Genomic DNA, 20,323 nt, shown 5'->3' on the forward strand with positions numbered 1-20,323 from the left:
GCCGGCCGGATATGCCGCCCGCCTACGCAAAAAATCAACTCCGAGCTTGGCCGTTGCGGGCGAGCGCCGCCAGCGCGGCCGCGAGTTCGGCCTCGAGGAACGGCTTCGTCAGCCGCGGCAGGTCCGGGGCCACGTCCTCCAGGTCCGCATAGCCGGAGATGATCAGCACCGGCAGGTTCGGCCTCTGGGCCTGGGCTTCCCGCGCCAGTTCCGTGCCGGTCATACCCGGCATCAGGTGATCGGTGATGACCAGGTCGATGCGCGCATCGTCCAGCAACCGCAGCGCCGCGCGGGCGGAGCTGGCCTCCACCACGGCGTAGCCGAGGTCGCCCAGCATCTGCGCCGTCGAGGTGCGGATCAGGTCCTCGTCGTCCACCAGCAGGACGACTCCGGCCCCGGGCGCCGTTTCCTCCGTCGCGGCCACGGGCGTATCCGTCGGCTCCGTCCGCGCCACCGGCAGCCACATCTCCACGGTCGTGCCCACGCCCGGCGTGCTCGAGAGCTCCAGGGTCCCGCCCAGCTGGGCCGTGAGCCCGTGGATCATCGAAAGGCCGAGGCCGGTGCCCTTGCCGATCCCCTTGGTGGAGAAGAACGGTTCGATGGCTCGGCTCAGGGTCTCGGGACTCATGCCGGCGCCGGTGTCGGACACCGCCAGGCGCACATAGCGGCCGGGGCGAAGCCGCCCGCTGGGCTTGGCCTCGCTCGAGCGGGCGCTGACCGTCAGCGTGCCCCCGTCCTCCATCGCGTCGCGGGCGTTCACCGCCAGGTTCAGGAGCGCCATCTCCAGCTGGTTGCGGTCGGCGAGCGCCGGCGGCAGGCCCTCGGGGACGTCCACCACCACCCGCACCCGCGGCCCCAGGGTGCTGGCCAGCAGGTCGGTCATGTCCTGCACCAGTCCCGTGACGTCGACGGCGGTGGCCTGCAGCGGCTGGCGCCGTGCGAAGGCCAGCAGCCGCTGCACCAGGATTCTCGCCCGCTCCGCCGACTGCAGCGCCCCGTCGATAAGGCGCAGGGCGCGGGGATCGGGCACGCCGCGACGTTTCACGACGTCCAGGCCGCCGAGGATCGGGGTCAGCAGGTTGTTGAAGTCGTGGGCCACGCCGCCGGTCAGTTGGCCGATGGCCTCCATCTTCTGCGACTGGCGGAGCTGCTCGTGGGCCCGCTCCAGCTCGGCGGTCCGTTCCCGGACCCGCTCCTCCAGCGTCTCGTTGAGCTGGCGAAGCTGGGCCTCGGCGGCCCGTCGTTGGTTCACGTCGCGCAGGATCGCGGTGACGTAGATGCGCGCGTCGCTCAACCAGCGCGAGGCCGACGCGTCCACATAGCTCGCCGAGCCGTCCCTGCGCCGCACCACCAGCTCCAGCGGCCAGGCCACGGCGCGGCCGCCCAGCAGGGCGGGCCACGCCGCCGTCCAGGTGTCGGGGTTCTGCAGGAACCGGGCGAGCGGCTGGCCCACCAGGTCCTCGCGCGAATAGCCGAACTCCTCGGCCGCGGCCGGATTGGCGAGCTGGATCAGTCCATCGGAGTCGAACGTCAGGATCGGATCCTGCGCGCTCTCCACCACCGCATCGTAGCGGGCGTTCTGGCGCTGCCGCAGCACCCGCTCGCGTTCCGCCGCGGTGGTGACGTCGGCGATCTGCACGACGCAGCGCGTGAACGGCTTGTCGCCCACCGGACGCACGGCCACGTCGTGGATCAGGGGACGTCCGGCGCGGGTCCTCAGCGGCAGCAGGGTCGGGTGCAGGGCGTGGGTCAGCAGGCTGGAGGCGCCCACCTCCAGCGCCTCGTCGATCGCCGCACCCAGCCGGCCCAGGCGCTGTTGCGGGAAGAGCTCCGGCAGTGGCCGGTGGCGCGCCTCGTCGGCGCTGAGGCCGCTGGCCCAGGTCATCCAGGCGTTCCAGGCGATCACCCGACGTTCCGCGTCGAGGACGATCAGACCGCTGTCGAGCGCGTCGAGGACCTCGGCCGTGAGGTCGCGATCAGCCAGGAGCATGAGGCACGACGGCGTCGCCGGTTGCGCGCTCGATGAACTCGCCCAGCAGCACCTGCAGAGCCGCCAGCGAAGGCATGTCCATGAGCATGGCGATGTAGCCGCGGATGTCCCGCTCCCGCACCGCGAAGTTGATGTAGAGGAACATCACCACATCGCCGGAGGTCGGCGGCGGCTCCAGCTCGAACAGGTCGGCGCCCTGGCCCCGGAGGATCTCCGGCAGGGAGATCTTCAGGCTGCGTCGCAGCATGTTGGCGATGGTCGCCAGGCAGCCGTTCAGGATGATGTTGCCGGTCTCCGCCAGCGCCTCCTGCTCGAGCTCGATGATGTCGTCGAGCGGCAGGTCGCCGCCGGTGACGGCGCGGACCAGTTCCAGGCTGTTCTTCTCGGGAAAGATCAGCAGGGCGCGGCCGGTGATGTCACCTTCGAAGACCTGGTGGACCGCCACCAGCCGGCTGGCCTCGCGCTCGCCCAGGATCGCGACCGCGTCGGCGCGGCTCACCAGGCGGACATTGGGCACGGACAGCAGGACCTGCTCGCCCACGAGCTCGCGCAGGCTCGTCGCCGCCCGGCTGACGCCGATGTTCACCAGCTCCGTGAGCGCGTCGAGCTCGAGCTCGGAAAGGGTCGTGGTCTGTTGGAGGGTCACCGGCCTGCGCTCGTCAGCCGCTGTTCGGCCTCCGTAATAAACGCTCGCATCGCGTCTTCGGTCAGCGGCTTCGGCAGGAAATGTGCGCCGATCTCCTTGGCCCGGCTCACGACCTCGTGCTGCAGGTTCGCGGAGATCACCGCCACCGGCATCTGCGCCTGGAGGCCGCGCAGGTCGGCGGCGAGGCTGAGCCCGTCCCGGCCGGGCATGTTGAAGTCGAGGAGCGCGATGTCGAAGGACGACTGCCGGGCCAGCGCCAGCGCCTCGTCGGCGTTCGTGGCCTCCACCCGCTCCCACTGCGGCCGCAGGCTGTTCAGGGTCTTGGCGACAGCCATGCGCGCCAGCTTGCTGTCGTCGACGATCAGAACCTTGTAAGCCATTGAATTCCCCGGCTCCGGCCGTGACGGCGCGGAACGCAAACAGCTGGTATGGGCGCCACGGCGGCGCAGTTCCTTCTTAGCGCGCGTTCAGCAGCGGCTCCACCCATTGCCGCAGGAAGGCCCCGGCCGCCGGCCCGCGGACCGGCGCCTGCGCCGCCAGCAGCACCTGGACCACCGCTGTGTGGGCGCCGTCGCAGCCGCGAAGATCCACCGCCGCCCCCGGATGCTCCAGAAGCGCCTGCAGCAGAGGCTCGGCGTCCTCGCTGGGGCAGGCGCCGACCAGCGCCACCTCGCCCGCGTCGGTCGTTCGCACGGTCATTGCAGCAGTTCCGCCACATCGAGCACCAGGAGGACGCGCCCGTCGCCCAGCAGGGTGGCCCCGGCCACGCCCGGCGCGCCGGCGAGCAAGCCGCCGATCGGCTTCAGCATGACGTCCATGCGCTCGCCCAGCCGATCGACGCGCAGCCCCACCATCTGGCCGCCCGCAGAGGCGACGACCACGTTCGCCTCGCCACCCGCCACCGCCGCCGGCCCACCCAGGACCTCGCCCAAGTCGATTAGAGGCGCCGTCCGCTCCCGCAGCACGAAGGCCTGGGCCGCGCCCACCGGAACGATCCGGTCGCGTGGGATCCTGACCGTCTCGATCACCGCCTCCAGCGGAATGCCGAAGACCTGACCGCCGGCCTCGACGGTCATCACCCGGCTCATCATCACCGTGAATGGCAGGAGGAAGCGCACGGTCGTCCCCTCGCCCGCCCGGCTGGCGATCCGCACGCGTCCCCCGAGGCGCTCGATCGCATTGCGCACCGCGTCCATCCCGACGCCTCGCCCGGAGACGCTGGTGACCTGCGCCGCGGTCGAGAACCCGGGGGCGAAGACCAGGTCGATGGCGTCCTCGTCACTCATCGCGGCGAGGGTTTCCGGATCGGCCACGCCACGCCGGGCGGCGACCTCGCGGACCCGCGCCACGTCGATGCCGCGGCCGTCGTCCTCCACCTCGACCACCACCTGGTCGCCATCGCGGTGCGCGCGGAGCACGATGGTGGCGCTGGGCGGCTTTCCGGCGGCGGCCCGTTCCTGCGCCGGCTCCACCCCATGGTCGAGCGCATTGCGCAGCACGTGCAGCAACGGCTCGAACAGCGCCTCGACCACCGCCTTGTCGGCTTCGGTGGCGTCGCCCTCCGTGACCAGGCGCGCGGGTTTGCCGAGCCCCACCACCATTTCGCGCACCAGCCGTGGAAAGCGCTGGAAGACGTGGCGCAGCGGCAGGACACGGATGTTGAGCACCGCCCGCTGCAGCTCGCTGACCAGCCGGTCGAGTTGGGCGTGCTGGGCCTTCAGGGTTTCGGCCAACGCGGTCGGATCGCCGCCCGCCTGCGCCAGGGCGGCCGCATGGGCGAGCGCATTCTTGGCCACGGTGAGTTCGCCGGTGAGGTTCACCAGCGCATCCACGCGCTCCACGTCCACGCGCAGCGCCCGGGTCGCGGCCTCGGGCGCGCCGCGCGCCCCTTGCACCTCGGCCTCGACGGAAGGCAGCTCGCCCTGCAGCGCGCCCTCGATCGCCTCGCGCAGCGGCCGGGGATCGTTCGCCTCGAGGGCGCGCCCGAGGGCCTGTTCGAGGGCCTCGGCGTCGCCGAACCGCCGTTCCCGGCGAAGGACGCTCGCCGCCACCCGTCCGGCCGACGCGATCCGCCCCGGCAGGCCTTCCGGAGAAGCCTCGCCCAGCATGGCCACCTGGGCCGCGAGCAGCGCCTCGGCGGTCGACGAACGCGCGTCCTCTGCACCCAGGGCGCGAAGCTCCGTCTCGGACGCGACGCTCGCCAGGGCGGTGCGGGCGGCGTCCGGTTCGCCTTCCAGCAGCGCCATGAAGACCAGCCGGCAGGCGAAGGGATCGAGCTCGGCCAGCGGCGGCCAGGGACCGGCCGGCGCGAACTCCAGCGCCAGCAGCCCCGGCAGGCTCTCCATGAGCGCCAGCGGATCGATCCCGCGGAAGAAGCTGTCGCGGTCCGGCGCGTAGCGCAGCGCCGTACGCGCCCGTCCGGCCGCCTCGCCGTGCCGGCTGAGCAGCGCCTCCAGCCAGTCGGCCGCGGGTTCGAGCGCCGCTGAGACCCCGGCGGCGGGCCGCGCAAACCGGCGAACCACGGCCTCGGCTTCCACCTCCGCGCCCACGGGCAGCTCGCCGGTGGCCTGGATTGCCTCCAGCCATTGCGCCACCTGGTCCAGCGCGGTGAGGCAGTCGCCGATCAGCGCGGGGGTGACCGCCGCTTCGCCGGCCCGCGCCGCCGAGAGCACGTCCTCCGCCGCGTGCAGCGCGCGGGCCATCGCGGCGAAGTCCACGATCCCCGCCGCGCCCTTCAGCGTGTGGAACCCGCGGAAGGCCCCATCCAGCCGCTCCGCCTCGCGCGGGTTCTCCTCCAGGGCGAGCAGGTCGTCGGTGGCCTGCTCGACCAGCTCGCGGCATTCCACCAGGAACTGCTCGAGGAACTCGTTCATGCCGCTGGCCCGCACATCAGGGCGACATGCTCGACGAGCGCTTCCGGCGTCAGCGGCTTGATGAGGTAGTAGTTGGCCCCCGCCCCCCGTGCGGCGGCCATGTCCTGCGGACCCGCCTCCGTGCTCACCACGACAGCCGGGATGCCGGCTGTCGGCAACGCCTGCCGGCGCAGCACCTTCAGGAAGCTGATGCCGTCCATCTGCGGCATGTTCACGTCGACGATCAGCAGGTCGGCCGGGCTGACCAGCAGCCGCTCCAGGGCCTCCAGGCCGTTCAGCGCCTCGTCCACCTCGTAGCCGGCGCGCTCCAGCGCGTCGCGGTAGTACATCCGCACCAGGCTGGCGTCGTCGATCACCAGGATCCGGGGCTTGGCGGCGTCAGCCATGCGGCGCCTCCCTCGGCCGGCGGTAGACGATGGCGTCAGCGTAGCGGCTGACTTCGAACAGGGGCGAGATGCGGCTCATGGACTCCGTGTGGCCCAGGCAGATGAAGCCGCCGGGCAGCAGGTTCTCGTAAAGGTTCTCCGCCGCGAGGCGCCGCGACGCTTCGTCGAAGTAGATCAGCACGTTCCGGCAGAAGATGACATCGAACCTGCCGTGCGGCCGCGTCTCCTCAGGGTCGACCAGGTTCACCGCGGTGAACCGGACCGAGCCGCGCAGGTCGTCGATGATCCGCCAGCGGTCCTCGCCGATCAGCTCGAAGTAGCGCTCGACGATCTCCGGTGGCAGGCGCATGAGCGCCCGCTTGCCGAACTCCCCGGCCTCGGCAGCCTGCAGGGCGCGCGTGTCGATGTCGGAGCCGACGATCTCGATGTCCCAGGTGTCCACGTCGGACCAGTTCTCAAGCAGCCAGATGGCGAGCGAATACGGCTCCTCCCCCGTGGAGCATGGAACCGACCATATCCGCACCGGATCGCCGCGGCGCTTGTCGCGCACCCGCTCCGGCAGCAGGTCGGAGCTCAGGCAGCGGAGCTGGTGGTCCTCGCGGTAGAAGTAGGTCTCGTTGACCGTGAAGGCGTTGATGAACTGCTCGACCTCGCCGCGCAGGTCGCTGCGCAGGCGGGCGAAGTAGCTGGGGAAGGAGGTGGCGCCGGTGGCCGCCATGCGTTCCGTCACCCGGCGCTGCACGTAGTAGCGCTTGGTCTCGGTGAAGACCATGCCGGTGCGGCGGTAGAGGAAGTCGCAGAGCCTGCGGAACTCTTCCTCGGTGACGGGCTCCGGCTCAGGCACGCTAGGGGCCGCCGATCCGCTCGGCGGCCACCTGGATGGCGAAGCGCAGGAAGGCCTCGTTCGGGAAGCGCGCCGCGCAGGCCTGCAGCGCCGGCAGGGCCGCCGGGCCGCCGCATTCCGCCAGCACGTCCACCGCCGAGGCGCAGACGTTCACCTCCGGCTCCCGCGCCAGGACGTCGGACAGCAGGCGCGTCGCCTCCTCCGAGGAGAGGTGACGGACGAGCTCGCAGGCCAGGATGCGGACGTCGACGTCGGCGTCGGTCAGCAGCGCCGGCACGTGGGCGGCCGAGGCCGTCGGCATCGCCCGCAGCGCATCGAGCGCGCCGGTGCGCAGGTTGGCGTCGTCGGCCCGCAGGTGCGGCAGGACCGCGGCCGCCGCCTCCGAGGTCCCGAGCCGCACGAGGTTGGTGAATATGGCCTCGCGGACCCGGGGGTCCGCCTCGTCCCCGAGCGCCGAGCCGAGGGCGTCCACGGCGCCGGGCGCGCCGCCCAGCTCGCGGGCCGCGGCCCAGCGCTCCTCGGCCGTGCCGCCGGTCAGCCGGGCGGTCGCGGCTGCGGGATCGGACGGTGTCTCCGCCTTTGGCGGGGGGTCCTTGCGGATCAGGGGCATGTCGCGAGCCTCATGAGCCGGTCGGCGATCTTCGGCAGGGGCTCGACGAACTCCGCCCCGCCAGCCTTCACCAGTTCGCCCGGCATGCCCCAGACCACCGCCGTCTCCTCGGACTCGGCGATGGTCCGCCCGCCCCTGCCGTGCAGCAGGGCCATGGCCGCCGCGCCGTCGTCGCCCATGCCGGTCATCAGCACCCCCACCAGCCGCTCCGCCGCCATCTGTTCCATCGCCGTCCGCACGAGCCGGTCGGCGCTCGGCCGCCACGGATAGCCGGGCAGTCCGGGCGCCACCATGGCCACCAGCTCGCCGGCGCGGCGCGTGACGATCACGTCGGCGTCGCCCCGGCCGATGTAGGCCGTCCCCGGCCGCAACGGCGTGGGCTCCACGACCTCCACCACCGACAACGCACAGATGCTGTCCAGGCGCCGCGCCAGGGGGCCGGTGAAGCTGCGCGGCATGTGCTGGGCGATCACCAGCGGCCAGGGGAACTCGGCGGGCAACGGCGTCAGCAGGGCTTCCAGCGCCGGCGGTCCGCCGGTCGAGGTTCCCACCAGCACGAGGCCCGGGCCTTCTCCGGACATGGGCCGGACGGGCGGGCCCGGCTCGGCCGCGCTCCTGCGGGCGCGGCGGGGAGCCGGCGCGGCGCCGATCCGGTGGCGAACCCGGTCCCGCAGGCGCAGGCTGGCCGGCAGCCGGGCGGCCGCGGCGGCGCGCACCTTGGTCACCAGCTCCGGCGCGAACTCGTCCAGCCGCAGGGAGACCGCTCCCGCCGGCTTGGCCACGAAGTCCACCGCGCCCAGGCGCAGCGCCTCCAGGGTGGCTTCCGCGCCCGCCGCCGTCAGGGACGACACCATCACCACCGGACAGGGCCGCTCGATCATGATCCGATCCAGGCAGGCGAGCCCATCCATGGCGGGCATGTGGACGTCGAGGGTGATGACGTCCGGCGCGAAGGTCCTGAGCTGCTCCAACGCGTCCAGGCCGTCGCGCGCGACCTCCACCTCGAAGTCGGCCTCCGCCTCGAACACCCGGACGAGCAGCTTCCGCATGAGGGCGGAGTCGTCCACCACAAGCAGGCGGATCACGGGGCGGCCTGCACGTCCGTCTGGAAGGCGTCCAGCAGGCCCCGCTCGGCGCGAGTCAGCAGCTCGGCGGGATCGAGGAGCAGGATCATGCGCCCAGCCTCCTCAAGGTTGACGACGCCGTGCACGAGCCGGGTGATCTCGCCGGCCAGATGCGGCGCGGGCTCGATGGCGTCCTCGGACGTGCGGAGCACCTCCGAGACGCTGTCCACGATCAGGCCGGCGCGGTGGCGCTCGGTGCGCACCACCACCAGCCGGCGGCCCTCCGCGGCCTCCAGCGGCGGCATGTCGAAACGTCGGCGCTGGTCCACCACCGGCAGCACCTCGCCGCGCAGGTTGATCACGCCTTCCAGGAACTTGGGCGTCTTGGGAACGCGGGTGACCTTCTCCGGAGCCCGCGCCACCTCGTCCACGACATCGATCGGCAGGCCGAACTCGTCCTCGCCCAGCCGGAAGACCAGGACCTGGAGCTGACGCGCGGTGGTGGCATCGCTCGCAGCCGAGATCTGGGCTGTGCCTGCGTCCCCACCCAGTCGCTGCATGACGTCCTCCCGGAAAAGCTGGTCGGGGCTGAGGATGGAGATGAGCCGCCGCCCGCCCTCGGCGCGGTAGATCGCCTTGATCCGGCTCTCTCCGCCGGTGCGCGCGGCCAGCATCGGCGGCGTGGGCTCCAGGCAGGCGGGATCGGCCGGCATGATGGCCCGCATCCGGTCGGCCACCAGGCCCACCAGAACGCCGCCGACCGACGTCACCAGCACCTTCTCGCGCCCGTCGGCCGCCGTCGCCGGGAAGCCCAGCAGGCTGCGCAGCGACAGCAGCGGCAGGAGGGCGTCCCGATGGGCGGCGACGCCCAGCACCACGGCCTCCGCGCGCGGCACGGCGGCGACGGTCTCGGGAGCCGTGATGACCTCCTGCACCGCCCCCAGCGGCAGGGCGAACTCCTGGCCGGCGACGTCGAAGGTCACCAGCTTCTCGACGGCCGCCTCCGCCTCTGGACCTTCCGCGGCGAAGCGTCCGGCCGCCGCCGCTCCGGTCCGTCGCTCAGGGCGCGCGGTTCGGGCGAACGCGGTCTCCAGGAGAGCTGCGACGTCCAGCACCCTGGCCACCGGCCCGTCCCCCGCGGTCCGGAACGCGCCCCGCAGGCGCTCGCCCGGCTCGGCGACGATCTTCGCCGGAGCGGTCTCGACCCGGTCGGCTTCGACGCTCACCAGCGCCTCGACGGAATCCACCGCCAGCGCCACGGGCGAGGCGCCGTCCAGCACCACGGCGCGGGACGCGGCCCCCGTTTCGGTCCCCTCGCCGAGCAGGCCGCGAAGGCTGGCCACCGGCAGCACCGAGCCGCGCAGGTTGGCCAGGCCCATCAGCCCCTTGGGCGCCTGCGGCAGGCGCGCCACGGCGGGAATGCGGATGACCTCGGCCACCTCCTCGGCGGGCAGGGCGTAGAGGCGCTCCCCCATCCGGAAGGTCAGGAAGCGGAGCGCGCCGGACCGGGCCTCCGCCGCGGCGCCGGGATCAGCCATTCTGCTGCTTCAGTTCGTCCGCGAGGGAGGCGATCTCCTCGATCGCCGCGGCGAGGTCCTCGGCGCTGCGGGCCTGCTGGGTGGCGGCCGTCGCCGCCTGGCGGGCGGCCGCGCTGGCCTCCTCCGCGGCGGCGGCGATCTGCCGGGCTCCGGACGCGGTCTGCACGGCGGCCCCGAGGATCGCATCGGCGCCCGAGCGGATGGTCGCATAGACGTCGCGCAGGGCGCTCACGTCGGCGCGGATGGCCTCGATGGAGCCCAGCACGCCGCGGTTGTTCTGCACCTCTATGTCGGCGGCGGCGATGGCCTGCTCCAGGTCCCGGCGCAGGGCGGCGATGTGGTCGAGCACGCCGGTGACGGTCTCCTTGACGCGCCCGACGCTGCCGGCGGCGTCGCGGGCCAGGGTGCGGATGTCGCTGGAGACCACCGCGAAGCCGCGGCCGGAATCCCCTGCCCGCGCCGCCTCCACCGAGCCGCTCACGGCGAGCATGCTGGTCTGCACGGTGAGCAGGTTGATCTCGTCGACGATCGCGCCGATGCGCCGCCCGACCGTCTCGAGCCGGACGATGGTGTCCAGGCTCGCGCGCGCGCCGTCGAGGCTCGCCTCGACCCCCGACACCAGACCGCCCACCGCGTCGGCGCTCTGGGTGAGGGCGCCGTCGGCCGCCTCGATCTGTTCGGTGGCGACGCGGGCGTTGTCCTGCGCCTTGCGGGCCCCGGCCTCGATCTGCGCCAGGGCGGCGGATGTCTGCTGGGTCGCGGCGGCCTGCTGCTGCGAGCCGCGGCTGATCTGGTCGACCGCGGCCATGATCTCCGTCGCGGCGCTGGAGAGCTCCTGCACGGTCGCCGAGAGCTGTTCGGCGGTGGCGGCGATCTGTTCGGCCACCGAGGCGTCGGTCCGCCCGGCGCGGAGGCCTTCCGCCAGAACGGCGAGCTGCTGGGCGGCGATCTGGCCCTGTTCGAGGGACTCGGCCTGCTGCTGGATGGCGGTCTGCGCCTCGGCCGCGCCGGCCGACTGCTCCTCGGCGGCCGTGGCCACCTGCTCCGCGCCGCGCTGCGCCTCGGTGGCGGCGCGCTCGGCTTCCAGCGCCGCAGTGAGCGTGTCCTGGCTGCCCTCGGCCATGCGGGCCAGGTCGGCCCGCACGGCGTTGAGCGAGGTCACCACCGCGCCGCCGGCCCTGGCCTGCTCGGCGGCCGCCGCGGCGGCGGCGTGGACGGCGCTCACCACGCCCTGCACATCCGACTGGATCGCGTCCGCCAGGCCCTGCACGTCCTGGGCGCTCTTCTCAGAGGTCTCCGCGAGCGCGCGGACCTCCTCGGCCACCACCGCGAAGCCGCGGCCGTGGTCGCCGGCCCGGGCGGCCTCGATGGCGGCGTTCAGCGCCAGCAGGTTGGTCTGGTCGGAGATCCGGCTGACGGTTCGGGTGATCTCGGCGATGTCCTGCGCACGACGCTCCAGCTCGGCGATGACCGCCAGCGAGGCGCCCTGGCGCTCCGCATTGCGCTCGATGGCCCGGACCGAGGCGGTGATCTGGACCGCGCCCTCCGCGATCAGCACCTGCAGCGCCTCGGTGCGGCGGCGGGAGGCCTCGGCCTGGGCGCGCGCGGCGCTGAGGTTGTCCACCGCCTGGCCGATGGCGGCCACCTGCTCCTGCGATCCGCCGGCGGCCTCCTCGGCGCCGCTGGCGATCTGCTCCATGGCGCGGCGCAGCTCCTCGGCCGCGGCGGAGGCCTCGGCGAGACCGGCCGCGAGCTCCTCGGTGGCGGCCGCGACGCGCTCGGAGAGCTTGTCCTGGCTAGCGCCCCGGCGCGGCGGGCGCGGGGGCTTCGCCGCCGGCGCCTCGGCCTTCGTTTGCGGCGCGGACGCGCCGATCTTGGATGTCTTGACCAGGGCCATGGAGAACTCGCACGGACAGCGTGGGCGGCACCCTAGCCGCGCTCCGCGGGACGGTCTTCCCCTTATCGCGGATCGCAGGTCCGCGGAATGGGCGCCGCCCTATCCAGACGCGTACTGACGATCCCCGAACAGGATCGAGCGGTGCTCGTCGGTCAGCCCGGCAAGCCCGCCCTCGATGGTTTCCTTCCGCACGTCCTGCCGGCCGATATCCATCCCGCGCTGGACCGCCGGCCTAGCGCCCACCTCATCGGACCAGCGGGCCAGGTTCGGCAGCTCGGCGCGACGGGCCTCGGCCTGGCGCAGGGTGTAGGGATAGGTGGCGATGTCGGCCACGGTGTAGTCCTCGCCGGCCAGGTAGCGGCTCCCGGCCAGGCGGCCGTCCAGCACGCGCAGCAGCCGCTTCACCTCGTTGCCGTAGCGCTCGATGGAATAGGGGTGCTTGTCCTTCGCGTAGAAGGCGAAGTGGGCGTTCTGGCCGAACATGGGCCCCACCCCAGACATCTGGAACATCAGCCATTGGTGGCAGATCGCGCGGCCCCGCGGGTCCTTCGGGATCAGCCGGCCGTGCTTCTCGCCCAGGTACCAGAGTATGGCCCCGGACTCCCACAAGACGAGCTCGCCGTCCGGCCCGTCGGGGTCGACGATCACCGGCATCTTGTTGTTCGGGTTCAGGGCCAGGAACTCGGGCGTGAGCTGGTCGCCGGCCATGATGTCGACCCAGCGGTACTCGAACGGCAGATCCAGCTCCTCGAGCATGATGGCCACCTTGCGGCCGTTGGGCGTGGGGCCCCCGTAGAGCGTGATCATCAGGCGGTCTCCTCGGCGGCCACGGCCGCGGCTTCACGGGTCAGGTTCTCGCTCATCCGTCGCAGGACGCGCAGTGTCGTGGCGAGGTCCTCAGGGCTGACGCCTGCCCCCGCCACCTCGTTGATGCGGTAGGCCACCGGCATCAGCTCGCCCTTCAGCGCCTCGGCCCGCGGGGTCAGGAAGACGTTGAGCTTTCGCCCATCCGCCGCGTCGCGCTCGCGCCGCACCAGGCCGCCGCGGGCCATGGCGTTCAGCGTCGTCACGGTGGTGGGCTCGGTGACGTTGTTGAGCTGCGACAGGCGCTTCTGCGTCGCCCCGTTCTCCTGCCAGAGCGCGCGCAGGAAGTACCAGAAGCCCGAGCTCAGGCCCCGCGGCCCCAGGTAGGCGTTCAGGAGCCGGTCGAAGGCCCGGTGGCAGCGGCGGACCTGGAAGCCCAGGCTCTCGTCGGGGGAAAGGTCCATGCGGTTTCCTCCTCAGATCTTGAAGGCTTCGAAGGTCTCGGGGGCGAACAGCTCCTCGGGCTGCAGCCGGCGCCTCGATAGCCCCTGCTCGTGGTGGTAGCGCAGGAAGGTGTCGAGGACGGCGCGGTTCTTCGCAAAGCCGTAGGGCCACCAGTCGGGCCCGAGCTCCGCCACCGCCTCCTCCACCGCCGCCACCTGCCACGGCAGCATGGAGATCATGGCCGAGGTGACGCGCAGGTTCTCGTAGGCGATCGCCTGCGCCTCCGCGAAGGCCTTGAACAGCGACTGGGCGATCCAGCGGTTGGCCTCGTACACGTCCCGCCGAAGCGCGATGACGTGCATGATCGGGAAGATCCCGGTGCGCCGGAAGTAGGCCTTCTCCACCGCCACGAAGTCCGGGAACAGCCGCCTCACGTCGTCGGGCCGGCTATAGAAGGTCGAGGGCGTCCGCGCGGTGTGCAGGGCGTCGATCTCGCCGTCCGCCAGCATTTGCGAAAGCGTCTTGCCCGCCGGGATCGGCGTGACGCTGAACTGCGCCGGCAGGTCGAGCTTCAGCTTCTCGTCACGGCCCGGCTCCTCCTCGCCGCCGGTGAAGTAGCTGACGCCCGCCGGATCGACGCCGTACTCGTCGGACAGGATCCCGCGGATCCAGACCGGCGCCGTCATCTGGTACTCCGGCACGCCGACCCGTTTTCCCACGAGGTCCCTGGGCTCGCGGATCCCGCTCTTCGCGGAGACGAAGATGCAGGAATGGCGGAAGAACCGGGACGGGAAGACGGGTATCGCGACGAAGGCCGGATCGTCGCGCATCAGCGATACGGCATAGGACGACAGCGACATTTCCGCGGCGTCGAACTCGCGGCCGCGCAGCATGCGGAAGAAGGTCTCCTCCACGTGCAGCGGGATCAGGTTGAGGTCGATCCCCTCGGGCCGGACGCGGCCATCGGCGAGCGCGCGCGTGCGGTCGTAGTCCCAGCAGGCGAGCGTCAGGCTGAGCCGGCTCATGGCGTTTCCTCCGTGACGGGGACTTCGCGTCCCTCTTGGCTGGACCTTAGCAGGGCCAGACAGACCGCGAGATTGGCCCCGCCCCAGGCGCCGTCGTGGACGGGCGGCCGCCCCTCGACCACCGCCCCCCAGACCTCGTCGACGACACCCTGCCGCGGAACGGCCGGCGGCGGCAGCTCGACCGTCTCCCGCGTCTCGCCGTAGACCTCGATGGCGGAGGGCGTGAGGCGCAGGTCCGCCCGCTCGCAGCTCGCCAGCACGAAGCCGAAGTGCTCGTGGCCGGCCGGCGTGGCGGGTTCCGGCAGCGGCCCCGAGCCGTACGCGCGCAGGCGCTTCAGCTCCGCCTCGTCGGCGCCTTCGAGCCGGCGGCGCGCGCCGGCGTAGTCGGCCGGGTCCCGCGCCTGCCCCAGCTCCCCCGTCCAGCCCATCAGGGCGTCGGTGTCGTAACGGCCGTAGCCGGAATAGGTGAGGCTGGCGGTCGCCCCGTTCGCGAAGGTCAGGAAGGCCTGGTAGGCGCCCTCCGACGGGCGCCGCGGGTCCCAGGCGCCGGCCTGGGCGCGGACGCTGGTCACCGGCGCACTGGCCAGCCGGCGGACCACGTCCACCTGGTGCGCCGCCTGGCTGAACACCACGCTCCCGCCCTTCGCCGTCTCCAGCTCCTCCGGCCGCCGGGGGCGGTAGAGGAAATCGGTGTAGGTGATCATGCTGATCATCCGCAGGCGTCCGTAGCGCCCGCTCCCGATCAGCGCGGCGGCGCGGACCACCGGCGCGTCGTAGCCGTGGCTGGGGCCCGCCAGCAGGGCCACGCCGGCCGCCTCGGCGGCGGTGCGCATGGCGCGGCAGGCCTCCAGCGTGAGCGCCATGGGCTTCTCGACCAGAAGGTGCTTGCCGGCCCGCGCCGCCGCCTCAGCCTGCGCCGCGTGCAGCTCGTGCGGGGAGGCGATGTAGACCACCTCCACCTCCGGGTCGGCGCAGAGCGCCTCGGCGTCCGGATAGGCGCGCCCGCCGAACTCCGCCTCGAAGGCGGCGCGGGCCTCGGTGCGCGGATCGGCCGCCGCCACGAGACGCACGCGCGGGTCCTTCAGGAACATCGGCCGGCTCAGCACGAAGCCCCGCGAGAGCCCGATAACGCCGAAGCGGAGGATGCGGTCAGCCATGCTTCTCCCGTCGCCGCCGCTGGACACTGCGGGCCTCGGGGGGTAAATTACTTCGATATCTAAGTCTTATCAACGGCGCCTCCGCGCGCTCCGGACAAAGCCATGAGACCTGCCGACAACGACCTCCTTTGCCGCGTCGAAGGCGAGGCCCCGATGGGCCAGATCATGCGCCAGCACTGGCTGCCGGCCTGCATGAGCGAGGAGGTCGAGGCCGACGGCGCGCCGCTGAAGAGCCGCCTGCTGGGCGTGGACCTGGTGGTGTTCCGCGACACCGAAGGCCGGGTCGGCGTCCTGGACGAGCGCTGCCCGCACCGCGGCGCCTCGCTGGTCTACGGGCGCAACGAGGAGTGCGGCCTGCGCTGCCTCTACCACGGCTGGAAGTTCGCCGTGGACGGCGAGATCGTCGAGATGGCCTCCGAGCCCGCGGACAGCCGGATGCGCAACCTCCGCGCCCGGGCCTACCCGGCGCACGAGGCCGGCGGCTTCATCTGGTGCTGGATGGGCGACCCCGAGGCGGTGCGCCCCTTCGAAACGCCGGCCTGGGTGCCGACACCAGAGACGAAGATCTCGATCGTGAAGATCCACGCCGCCTGCAACTGGGCGCAGGTGCTGGAGGGCGCGATCGATTCCGCCCACTCCTCCAGCCTGCATTCGACGAACATGCCGACCGCCGAAGTCACCGGCTGCACGGCGACGGAGACGGCCTGGCTGCGCCCCTCCAACGACAAGGCGCCCAGGCTCGAGGCGGAGCTTACCGACTACGGCTTCCACTACGCCGCGATCCGCCGGCCGATCGTGAACCCGGAAACCCACGTCTACATCCGCACGACGATCTTCATCGCGCCGTTCACGGTGCTGATCCCGCCCAACGACCGCTACAACCTCGCCCAGATGCTGGTGCCGGTCGATGACGTGAACTGCATGTTCTACTGGATCGCCTGGCATCCCACCGGCGGCATCGACCAGGACGCCTGGCGCCGGTTCTGCGCCGCCACGCCCGGCGTCGACCTCAACCCCGACTGGACCAAGCGCCGCCATGCCGGGAACGCCTACGGCCAGGACCGGGCGGCGATGAAGGCCGGCGATTTCACCGGCATCGAGGGCATCCCCTTCCAGGACATGGCCATGTGGGAGAGCATGGGCCCCATCGCCGACCGCTCCGCCGATCACCTCGGCGCGTCCGACGTGGCCATCATCCAGTTCCGCCGCCAGATGGTCGCCGCCGCCAGGGCGGTGCAGAAGGGCGAGCCGGCGATCGGAACGACCTCCAGAACCCGCCAGGTCGACGTCGCCTCCTTCGAGGGCGTGGTGCCCAAGAGCGCCGACTGGCGGACGTTCGCGACCCGCAACGCCCGCCAGGCCGAGCCGGCGGAGTAGCCCGCGGACTACTGCATCCGCCAGGTGAGCGTCACCCCGTAGGTCTTCGGTGGCGTGTAGGGCACGAGCACCTGACGGTAGGGCGCGAACGCGGTGACATAGGTCGCCACCAGCTCGTCCGAGAGGTTCTTGCCCCACACCGCCACCTCCCACCGGTCGTCCGGCGAGGTCAGCGACGCGCGCGCGTCCCAGTTGATGTAGCCCTGCTGCTTCTGGGTCGGGATGTTGGACGCCTCGAAGTACATCTTCGACTGGTTGGAGTAGTCGACGCGCCCGAGCGCGGTCCATCCGGAGAGGTCGGTGGAGTACTGCACGCCGAGGTTCACCTTGTCCTCCGGCGAACGCGGCAGGCGGTTGCCGGTGAAATTGCCGGTGGCGCCGGTGGCGAAGCTTTCGAACTTGGCGTCGAGCCAGGCGTAGCTGCCGTCGATCTGCAGGCCCTCGAGCGGCCGGACGACGAACTCCAGCTCCGCGCCCTCGATCTTGGCCGTGGCGGCGTTGCCGACGACCACGCAGCACAGGGGCACGAGCTGGCTGACCTGCAGGTCCTCGTAGTCGGTGCGGAACACCGAGAGGTTCAGCCGCACCCGGTCGTCCAGCCACTGGGTCTTGGCGCCCGCCTCGTAGCTCCAGGCGAACTCGGGATCGTAGGGGGTGGCCTGGCTGGCGCCGTTGCCGGCGATCCCCTGGAAGCCCCCGCTCTTGAAGCCCCGCGCCGCCGAGGCATAGACCAGCACGTCCTCGGTGGGCTGCCAGTCGAGCGCGAACCTCGGCGTGAAGGCGTCCCACTTCTCCTGGGCGGCGACGTCGTAGTCCGCGCTGAGCGGCGGCGGCTGCCCGGGCCCCGAGATCTTGCGGCCGATGAAGTGGCCCTCCTTCTCCTCCCAGGTCATCCGCGCGCCCACCGTGGCGGTCAGGGTCGGCAGGATGTCGAAGCTCGCCTGGCCGAACAGCGCCGTGCTCTTGGCGTCCACCGTCTGCGGATAGACGGCGAACCCGGTCTGGGCCGGGGCCGGGAACTGCTGCAGCAGCCAGTGGGTGCGGTTGTTGTCCTCGTTCAGATAGTAGAAGCCCACCTGCCCGCGCAGCCGGTCGTCCATCAGGCCGAAGGCCAGCCGGATTTCCTGGCTGAACTGCTGGTTCTTCTCGTGGCCCGTCTCGGTGGACTCGATCTGGTTGGGCGGATTGACCGGATTGGAGAAGAACGGCGTGACGTAGTTCAGCTTCACGTCGCGCAGGCCGGTCAGCGAGGTGACCACGCCCAACGGCGTGTCCCAGTTCACCTCGGCCCGGTAGGTCTTCACCAGTCGGCGCATTTTCCCGTCGGTCCAGGCGTTCATCACCCGGGGATCGGGATTGACGCCGACGCAGTGCACGCCGCCGCGCAGGGTCGTGTCGCAGATGTTGTCCCGCGGATTGCCCTTCTGGTCCTGGTCCGTGACGTCGAAGGCCAGAACCACGTCCAGGGCGTCGGTGGGCGTGAAGCGCAGGGCCAGGTGGCCGGTCTTCAGGTCCTCGTCGTTGACGTCGTTGCCGGTGGTCTCGTTGAATTCGTAGCCGTCGCGCGTCTTGATCGAGGCGCCGGCGGCCAGGAAGATGTTGTCGGCGAGCGCCACGTTGCCGCGCACGTTCACCGCCCGGCGGTCGTAGTTGCCGATCTGGCCCTGCACGCGCAGCGAGGTCTCGGCCTGCGGCTTGCGGGTCACGAACTGGACGAGGCCGCCCACGGTGTTCTTGCCGAACAGGGTGCCCTGGGGCCCGCGCAGCACCTCCACCCGCTCCAGGTCGAGCGCATCGAGGTCCGGCGTTCCGCCGCGGCCGGCGTAGACGCCGTCCACGAAGACCACCACCGACGGGTCGCCGCCCGCGTTCTGGCTGATGCCCTGGGCCGAGCCGATGCCGCGGATGGCGAAGTTCTGCTGGATGGGGTCCACCTGGCCCATGCTGAAGCCGGGGGTGCGGAGCGCGATGTCGCCCAAGGTCTCGATGTTGGAGCGCTCGAGCGCGGCGGCGCTGAAGGCGGTGACCGCGACGGGCACCTCCTGCAGGTTCTCCTCCACCCTTTGGGCGGTGACGATCAGTTCTTCGACTTCGGCCGCCCGGTCCTGGGCGAAGGCGCTGCCCGAAACGAGCAGGGCCGCTGCAAGCGCGCCCACGGACACGCCCGACGCATAACGCGTGGTCATCACGATAGCCTCCCCATGTCGTCCCCGTCGCCTGATGAGGCGCGGCGTTCTTATGGGCGGGAGGCTACACCAGAATACATAGAATTCTAAGCTTCTTTGCAGCCGCCTAGATCAGCTTCTCGATCTGCCGGTGGGCCGGCTTCAGGGCGAGGGTCAGGAGCAGCACGCCGACGCTGAGCGAGATGGCGGTGGTCAGCGCCAGGGACTTGCCCACGTCCTGCGGTCCGCCGAAGACGTTCTCGGTCATCCAGGCCGTCCAGGTGGGGGCGAGGCCCAGGCCGATCATGTTGGCGATGGTGAGGTACAGCGCCGCCACCTGGCCGCGCATGCGGTTGGGCGTCAGGGCCTGGATGGCCGCGGCCTGCAGCCCGCCGTAGACGCTGCCGAAGAAGAGCGCGACGATGAACAGGCCGCCCGCCACGGTCGCCGAGGGCGCGAGATAGGCCCCGATGAACAGGGGCGCCTGGATCACCGCCGACCAGATGGAGACCCGAAGCGGCGCATCGTGCTTCCCGCCCTTGGCCACGCGGTCCGAAAGGGCCCCGCCGGCCAGCACGCCGAGCGTGCCGAACACCCCGAAGCCCACGCCGTAGAGCAGCCCCACCTGCGCCGGCTGGAAGGCGTGCACCCGCATGAAGTAGGCCGGCCCCCAGACGTTGAAGGCGTAGCCGGTGATGACGATGCCGGAGAAGCCCGCGAACAGGGGGACGAAGACCCGGCGATGCGCCCACAGGTAGGCGACCACCTCGGAGATCTTCGGCGCGACCGACGCGCCCCCGCCCCGCTCCAGCCGCCGGGGCGGCTCCTTGACGGTGAGCAGCACCAGGAGCGCCACCAGCAGGCCCGGAATGCCCACCACCAGGAACGGCACCTTCCAGGCCGACACCTGCCCCACCAGCGGCAGCACCGGCTGGGCGGTCGTCGCCCACTGCACGACGACGCCGCCGACCAGCATGGCCACGCCGCCGCCCAGGGTGACGCCGCAGGAGTAGAGTCCCATGGCGAAGCCCAGGCGCTGCGGCGTGAAATAGTCCGGGATGATGGAATAGGCAGCGGGCGAGAGCGTCGCCTCCCCCACCCCCACCGCCATCCGCGCCGCGAACAGCCGCCAGAAGGAGTTGGCCAGGCCGCAGGCGACGGTGGCCAGGCTCCAGAGCGCGATGCCGATGGCGATCAGGTTGCGCCGCCCGCGGGTGTCCACCCACCGTCCGAACGGCAGTCCGAGCAGGGTGTAGAAGGCCGCGAAGGCGAAGCCGGCCAGCAGGCTGATCTGGGTTTCCGAGAGGCCCAGGTCCTTGCGGATCGGGTCGATGACCAGGCTGAGCAGCGTCCGGTCGATGAAGGAAAACATGTAGGCGACCATCAGGACGCCCACGACGTAGTAGCCATACGCCGAGTTGGTGGGGGCGGAGCCGGCGGGAGCGTCCCCTTTCGCCCCCGCCGTCGCGCCGGCGGCCTCGCTGAGTTCCGGCGCGCCCATCG

The 20,323-nt window shown here is 71.8% G+C and carries 18 protein-coding genes; 1 reads left to right on the forward strand and 17 read right to left on the reverse strand.

All coding sequences use genetic code 11. The features are described 5' to 3' along the window. Nucleotides 1–34: 34 nt before the first annotated feature. The 15 genes from VM685_RS17280 to VM685_RS17350 all read right to left on the reverse strand — a co-directional run bounded on the left by VM685_RS17280 (nt 35) and on the right by VM685_RS17350 (nt 15,278). Nucleotides 35–1,990 (reverse strand): PAS domain S-box protein, encoded by a 1,956-nt coding sequence (locus VM685_RS17280; protein ID WP_325461421.1) that lies wholly within the window; start codon nt 1,988–1,990, stop codon nt 35–37. After that, entirely contained in the window at nt 1,977–2,636 is a 660-nt protein-coding gene (locus VM685_RS17285; protein WP_325461422.1) for a chemotaxis protein CheC, read from the reverse strand. Before VM685_RS17285 ends, VM685_RS17280 begins: the two co-directional genes overlap by 14 nt. Then, the gene (locus VM685_RS17290) at nt 2,633–3,016 is read right to left on the reverse strand and encodes a response regulator (protein ID WP_325461423.1); all 384 of its coding nucleotides are present in this window, start codon (nt 3,014–3,016) and stop codon (nt 2,633–2,635) included. The genes VM685_RS17285 and VM685_RS17290 overlap by 4 nt, the downstream gene beginning before the upstream one ends. 76 nt (nt 3,017–3,092) lie before the next feature. Continuing rightward, nucleotides 3,093–3,335 carry a hypothetical protein gene (locus VM685_RS17295; RefSeq protein WP_325461424.1) on the reverse strand — a complete coding sequence of 81 codons (243 nt, stop codon included), beginning with the start codon at nt 3,333–3,335 and terminating at the stop codon, nt 3,093–3,095. Beyond that, nucleotides 3,332–5,509, reverse strand: coding sequence for a chemotaxis protein CheA (locus VM685_RS17300; protein ID WP_325461425.1), 2,178 nt, complete (start codon nt 5,507–5,509; stop codon nt 3,332–3,334). The genes VM685_RS17295 and VM685_RS17300 overlap by 4 nt, the downstream gene beginning before the upstream one ends. Continuing rightward, complete coding sequence (locus VM685_RS17305; RefSeq protein WP_325461426.1) at nt 5,506–5,895, reverse strand: response regulator; 390 nt, start codon at nt 5,893–5,895, stop codon at nt 5,506–5,508. Before VM685_RS17305 ends, VM685_RS17300 begins: the two co-directional genes overlap by 4 nt. Next, nucleotides 5,888–6,739 (reverse strand): protein-glutamate O-methyltransferase CheR, encoded by an 852-nt coding sequence (locus VM685_RS17310; RefSeq protein WP_325461427.1) that lies wholly within the window; start codon nt 6,737–6,739, stop codon nt 5,888–5,890. The genes VM685_RS17305 and VM685_RS17310 overlap by 8 nt, the downstream gene beginning before the upstream one ends. Nucleotide 6,740: 1 nt before the next feature. Further along, on the reverse strand, nt 6,741–7,349 hold the full coding sequence (locus VM685_RS17315) for a HEAT repeat domain-containing protein (RefSeq protein WP_325461428.1): 609 nt from the start codon (nt 7,347–7,349) through the stop codon (nt 6,741–6,743). Then, nucleotides 7,340–8,434, reverse strand: coding sequence for a chemotaxis-specific protein-glutamate methyltransferase CheB (cheB, locus tag VM685_RS17320; protein ID WP_325461429.1), 1,095 nt, complete (start codon nt 8,432–8,434; stop codon nt 7,340–7,342). Before cheB ends, VM685_RS17315 begins: the two co-directional genes overlap by 10 nt. Further along, nucleotides 8,431–9,951 carry a chemotaxis protein CheW gene (locus VM685_RS17325; protein ID WP_325461430.1) on the reverse strand — a complete coding sequence of 507 codons (1,521 nt, stop codon included), beginning with the start codon at nt 9,949–9,951 and terminating at the stop codon, nt 8,431–8,433. The genes cheB and VM685_RS17325 overlap by 4 nt, the downstream gene beginning before the upstream one ends. Then, complete coding sequence (locus VM685_RS17330) at nt 9,944–11,848, reverse strand: methyl-accepting chemotaxis protein (protein WP_325461431.1); 1,905 nt, start codon at nt 11,846–11,848, stop codon at nt 9,944–9,946. Before VM685_RS17330 ends, VM685_RS17325 begins: the two co-directional genes overlap by 8 nt. Before the next feature lie 99 nt (nt 11,849–11,947). Continuing rightward, nucleotides 11,948–12,655, reverse strand: a complete 708-nt coding sequence (locus VM685_RS17335; protein WP_325461432.1) for a glutathione S-transferase family protein — start codon at nt 12,653–12,655, stop codon at nt 11,948–11,950. Beyond that, a complete protein-coding gene (locus VM685_RS17340) occupies nt 12,655–13,116 on the reverse strand; it encodes a MarR family winged helix-turn-helix transcriptional regulator (protein ID WP_325461433.1) in 462 nt (153 codons plus the stop codon). The genes VM685_RS17335 and VM685_RS17340 overlap by 1 nt, the downstream gene beginning before the upstream one ends. Nucleotides 13,117–13,128: 12 nt before the next feature. Next, nucleotides 13,129–14,121, reverse strand: a complete 993-nt coding sequence (locus VM685_RS17345; RefSeq protein ID WP_325461434.1) for an ABC transporter substrate-binding protein — start codon at nt 14,119–14,121, stop codon at nt 13,129–13,131. Further along, nucleotides 14,118–15,278: a Gfo/Idh/MocA family oxidoreductase gene (locus VM685_RS17350; protein ID WP_325461435.1), complete on the reverse strand. Its 1,161-nt coding sequence runs from the start codon at nt 15,276–15,278 to the stop codon at nt 14,118–14,120. The genes VM685_RS17345 and VM685_RS17350 overlap by 4 nt, the downstream gene beginning before the upstream one ends. 102 nt (nt 15,279–15,380) lie before the next feature. Here VM685_RS17350 and VM685_RS17355 point away from each other — a divergent pair, with 102 nt between their 5' ends. Then, on the forward strand, nt 15,381–16,655 hold the full coding sequence (locus VM685_RS17355) for a Rieske 2Fe-2S domain-containing protein (RefSeq protein ID WP_325461436.1): 1,275 nt from the start codon (nt 15,381–15,383) through the stop codon (nt 16,653–16,655). 8 nt (nt 16,656–16,663) lie between these two features. On the opposite strand, the gene VM685_RS17360 is transcribed toward VM685_RS17355, so the two are convergent. Together VM685_RS17360 and VM685_RS17365 are read right to left on the reverse strand one after the other, a co-directional pair. Beyond that, nucleotides 16,664–18,841: a TonB-dependent receptor gene (locus tag VM685_RS17360; protein ID WP_325461437.1), complete on the reverse strand. Its 2,178-nt coding sequence runs from the start codon at nt 18,839–18,841 to the stop codon at nt 16,664–16,666. A gap of 106 nt (nt 18,842–18,947) precedes the next feature. After that, nucleotides 18,948–20,321: an MFS transporter gene (locus tag VM685_RS17365; RefSeq protein WP_325461438.1), complete on the reverse strand. Its 1,374-nt coding sequence runs from the start codon at nt 20,319–20,321 to the stop codon at nt 18,948–18,950. Nucleotides 20,322–20,323 lie beyond the last annotated feature (2 nt).

The organism is Phenylobacterium sp., from assembly GCF_035539035.1.
Lineage (GTDB): Bacteria > Pseudomonadota > Alphaproteobacteria > Caulobacterales > Caulobacteraceae > Phenylobacterium.

Excerpts from the sequence above, each read along its gene's own strand:
- VM685_RS17365 (WP_325461438.1), bottom strand. The coding sequence starts at position 20,321 with ATGGGCGCGCCGGAACTCAGCGAGGCCGCCGGCGCGACGGCGGGGGCG.
- VM685_RS17305 (WP_325461426.1), bottom strand. The coding sequence starts at position 5,895 with ATGGCTGACGCCGCCAAGCCCCGGATCCTGGTGATCGACGACGCCAGC.
- VM685_RS17355 (WP_325461436.1), top strand. The coding sequence starts at position 15,381 with ATGAGACCTGCCGACAACGACCTCCTTTGCCGCGTCGAAGGCGAGGCC.
- VM685_RS17290 (WP_325461423.1), bottom strand. The coding sequence starts at position 3,016 with ATGGCTTACAAGGTTCTGATCGTCGACGACAGCAAGCTGGCGCGCATG.
- VM685_RS17335 (WP_325461432.1), bottom strand. The coding sequence starts at position 12,655 with ATGATCACGCTCTACGGGGGCCCCACGCCCAACGGCCGCAAGGTGGCC.
- VM685_RS17295 (WP_325461424.1), bottom strand. The coding sequence starts at position 3,335 with ATGACCGTGCGAACGACCGACGCGGGCGAGGTGGCGCTGGTCGGCGCC.
- VM685_RS17340 (WP_325461433.1), bottom strand. The coding sequence starts at position 13,116 with ATGGACCTTTCCCCCGACGAGAGCCTGGGCTTCCAGGTCCGCCGCTGC.
- VM685_RS17325 (WP_325461430.1), bottom strand. The coding sequence starts at position 9,951 with ATGGCTGATCCCGGCGCCGCGGCGGAGGCCCGGTCCGGCGCGCTCCGC.
- VM685_RS17300 (WP_325461425.1), bottom strand. The coding sequence starts at position 5,509 with ATGAACGAGTTCCTCGAGCAGTTCCTGGTGGAATGCCGCGAGCTGGTC.
- VM685_RS17315 (WP_325461428.1), bottom strand. The coding sequence starts at position 7,349 with ATGCCCCTGATCCGCAAGGACCCCCCGCCAAAGGCGGAGACACCGTCC.
- VM685_RS17330 (WP_325461431.1), bottom strand. The coding sequence starts at position 11,848 with ATGGCCCTGGTCAAGACATCCAAGATCGGCGCGTCCGCGCCGCAAACG.
- VM685_RS17345 (WP_325461434.1), bottom strand. The coding sequence starts at position 14,121 with ATGAGCCGGCTCAGCCTGACGCTCGCCTGCTGGGACTACGACCGCACG.
- VM685_RS17350 (WP_325461435.1), bottom strand. The coding sequence starts at position 15,278 with ATGGCTGACCGCATCCTCCGCTTCGGCGTTATCGGGCTCTCGCGGGGC.
- VM685_RS17280 (WP_325461421.1), bottom strand. The coding sequence starts at position 1,990 with ATGCTCCTGGCTGATCGCGACCTCACGGCCGAGGTCCTCGACGCGCTC.
- VM685_RS17360 (WP_325461437.1), bottom strand. The coding sequence starts at position 18,841 with ATGACCACGCGTTATGCGTCGGGCGTGTCCGTGGGCGCGCTTGCAGCG.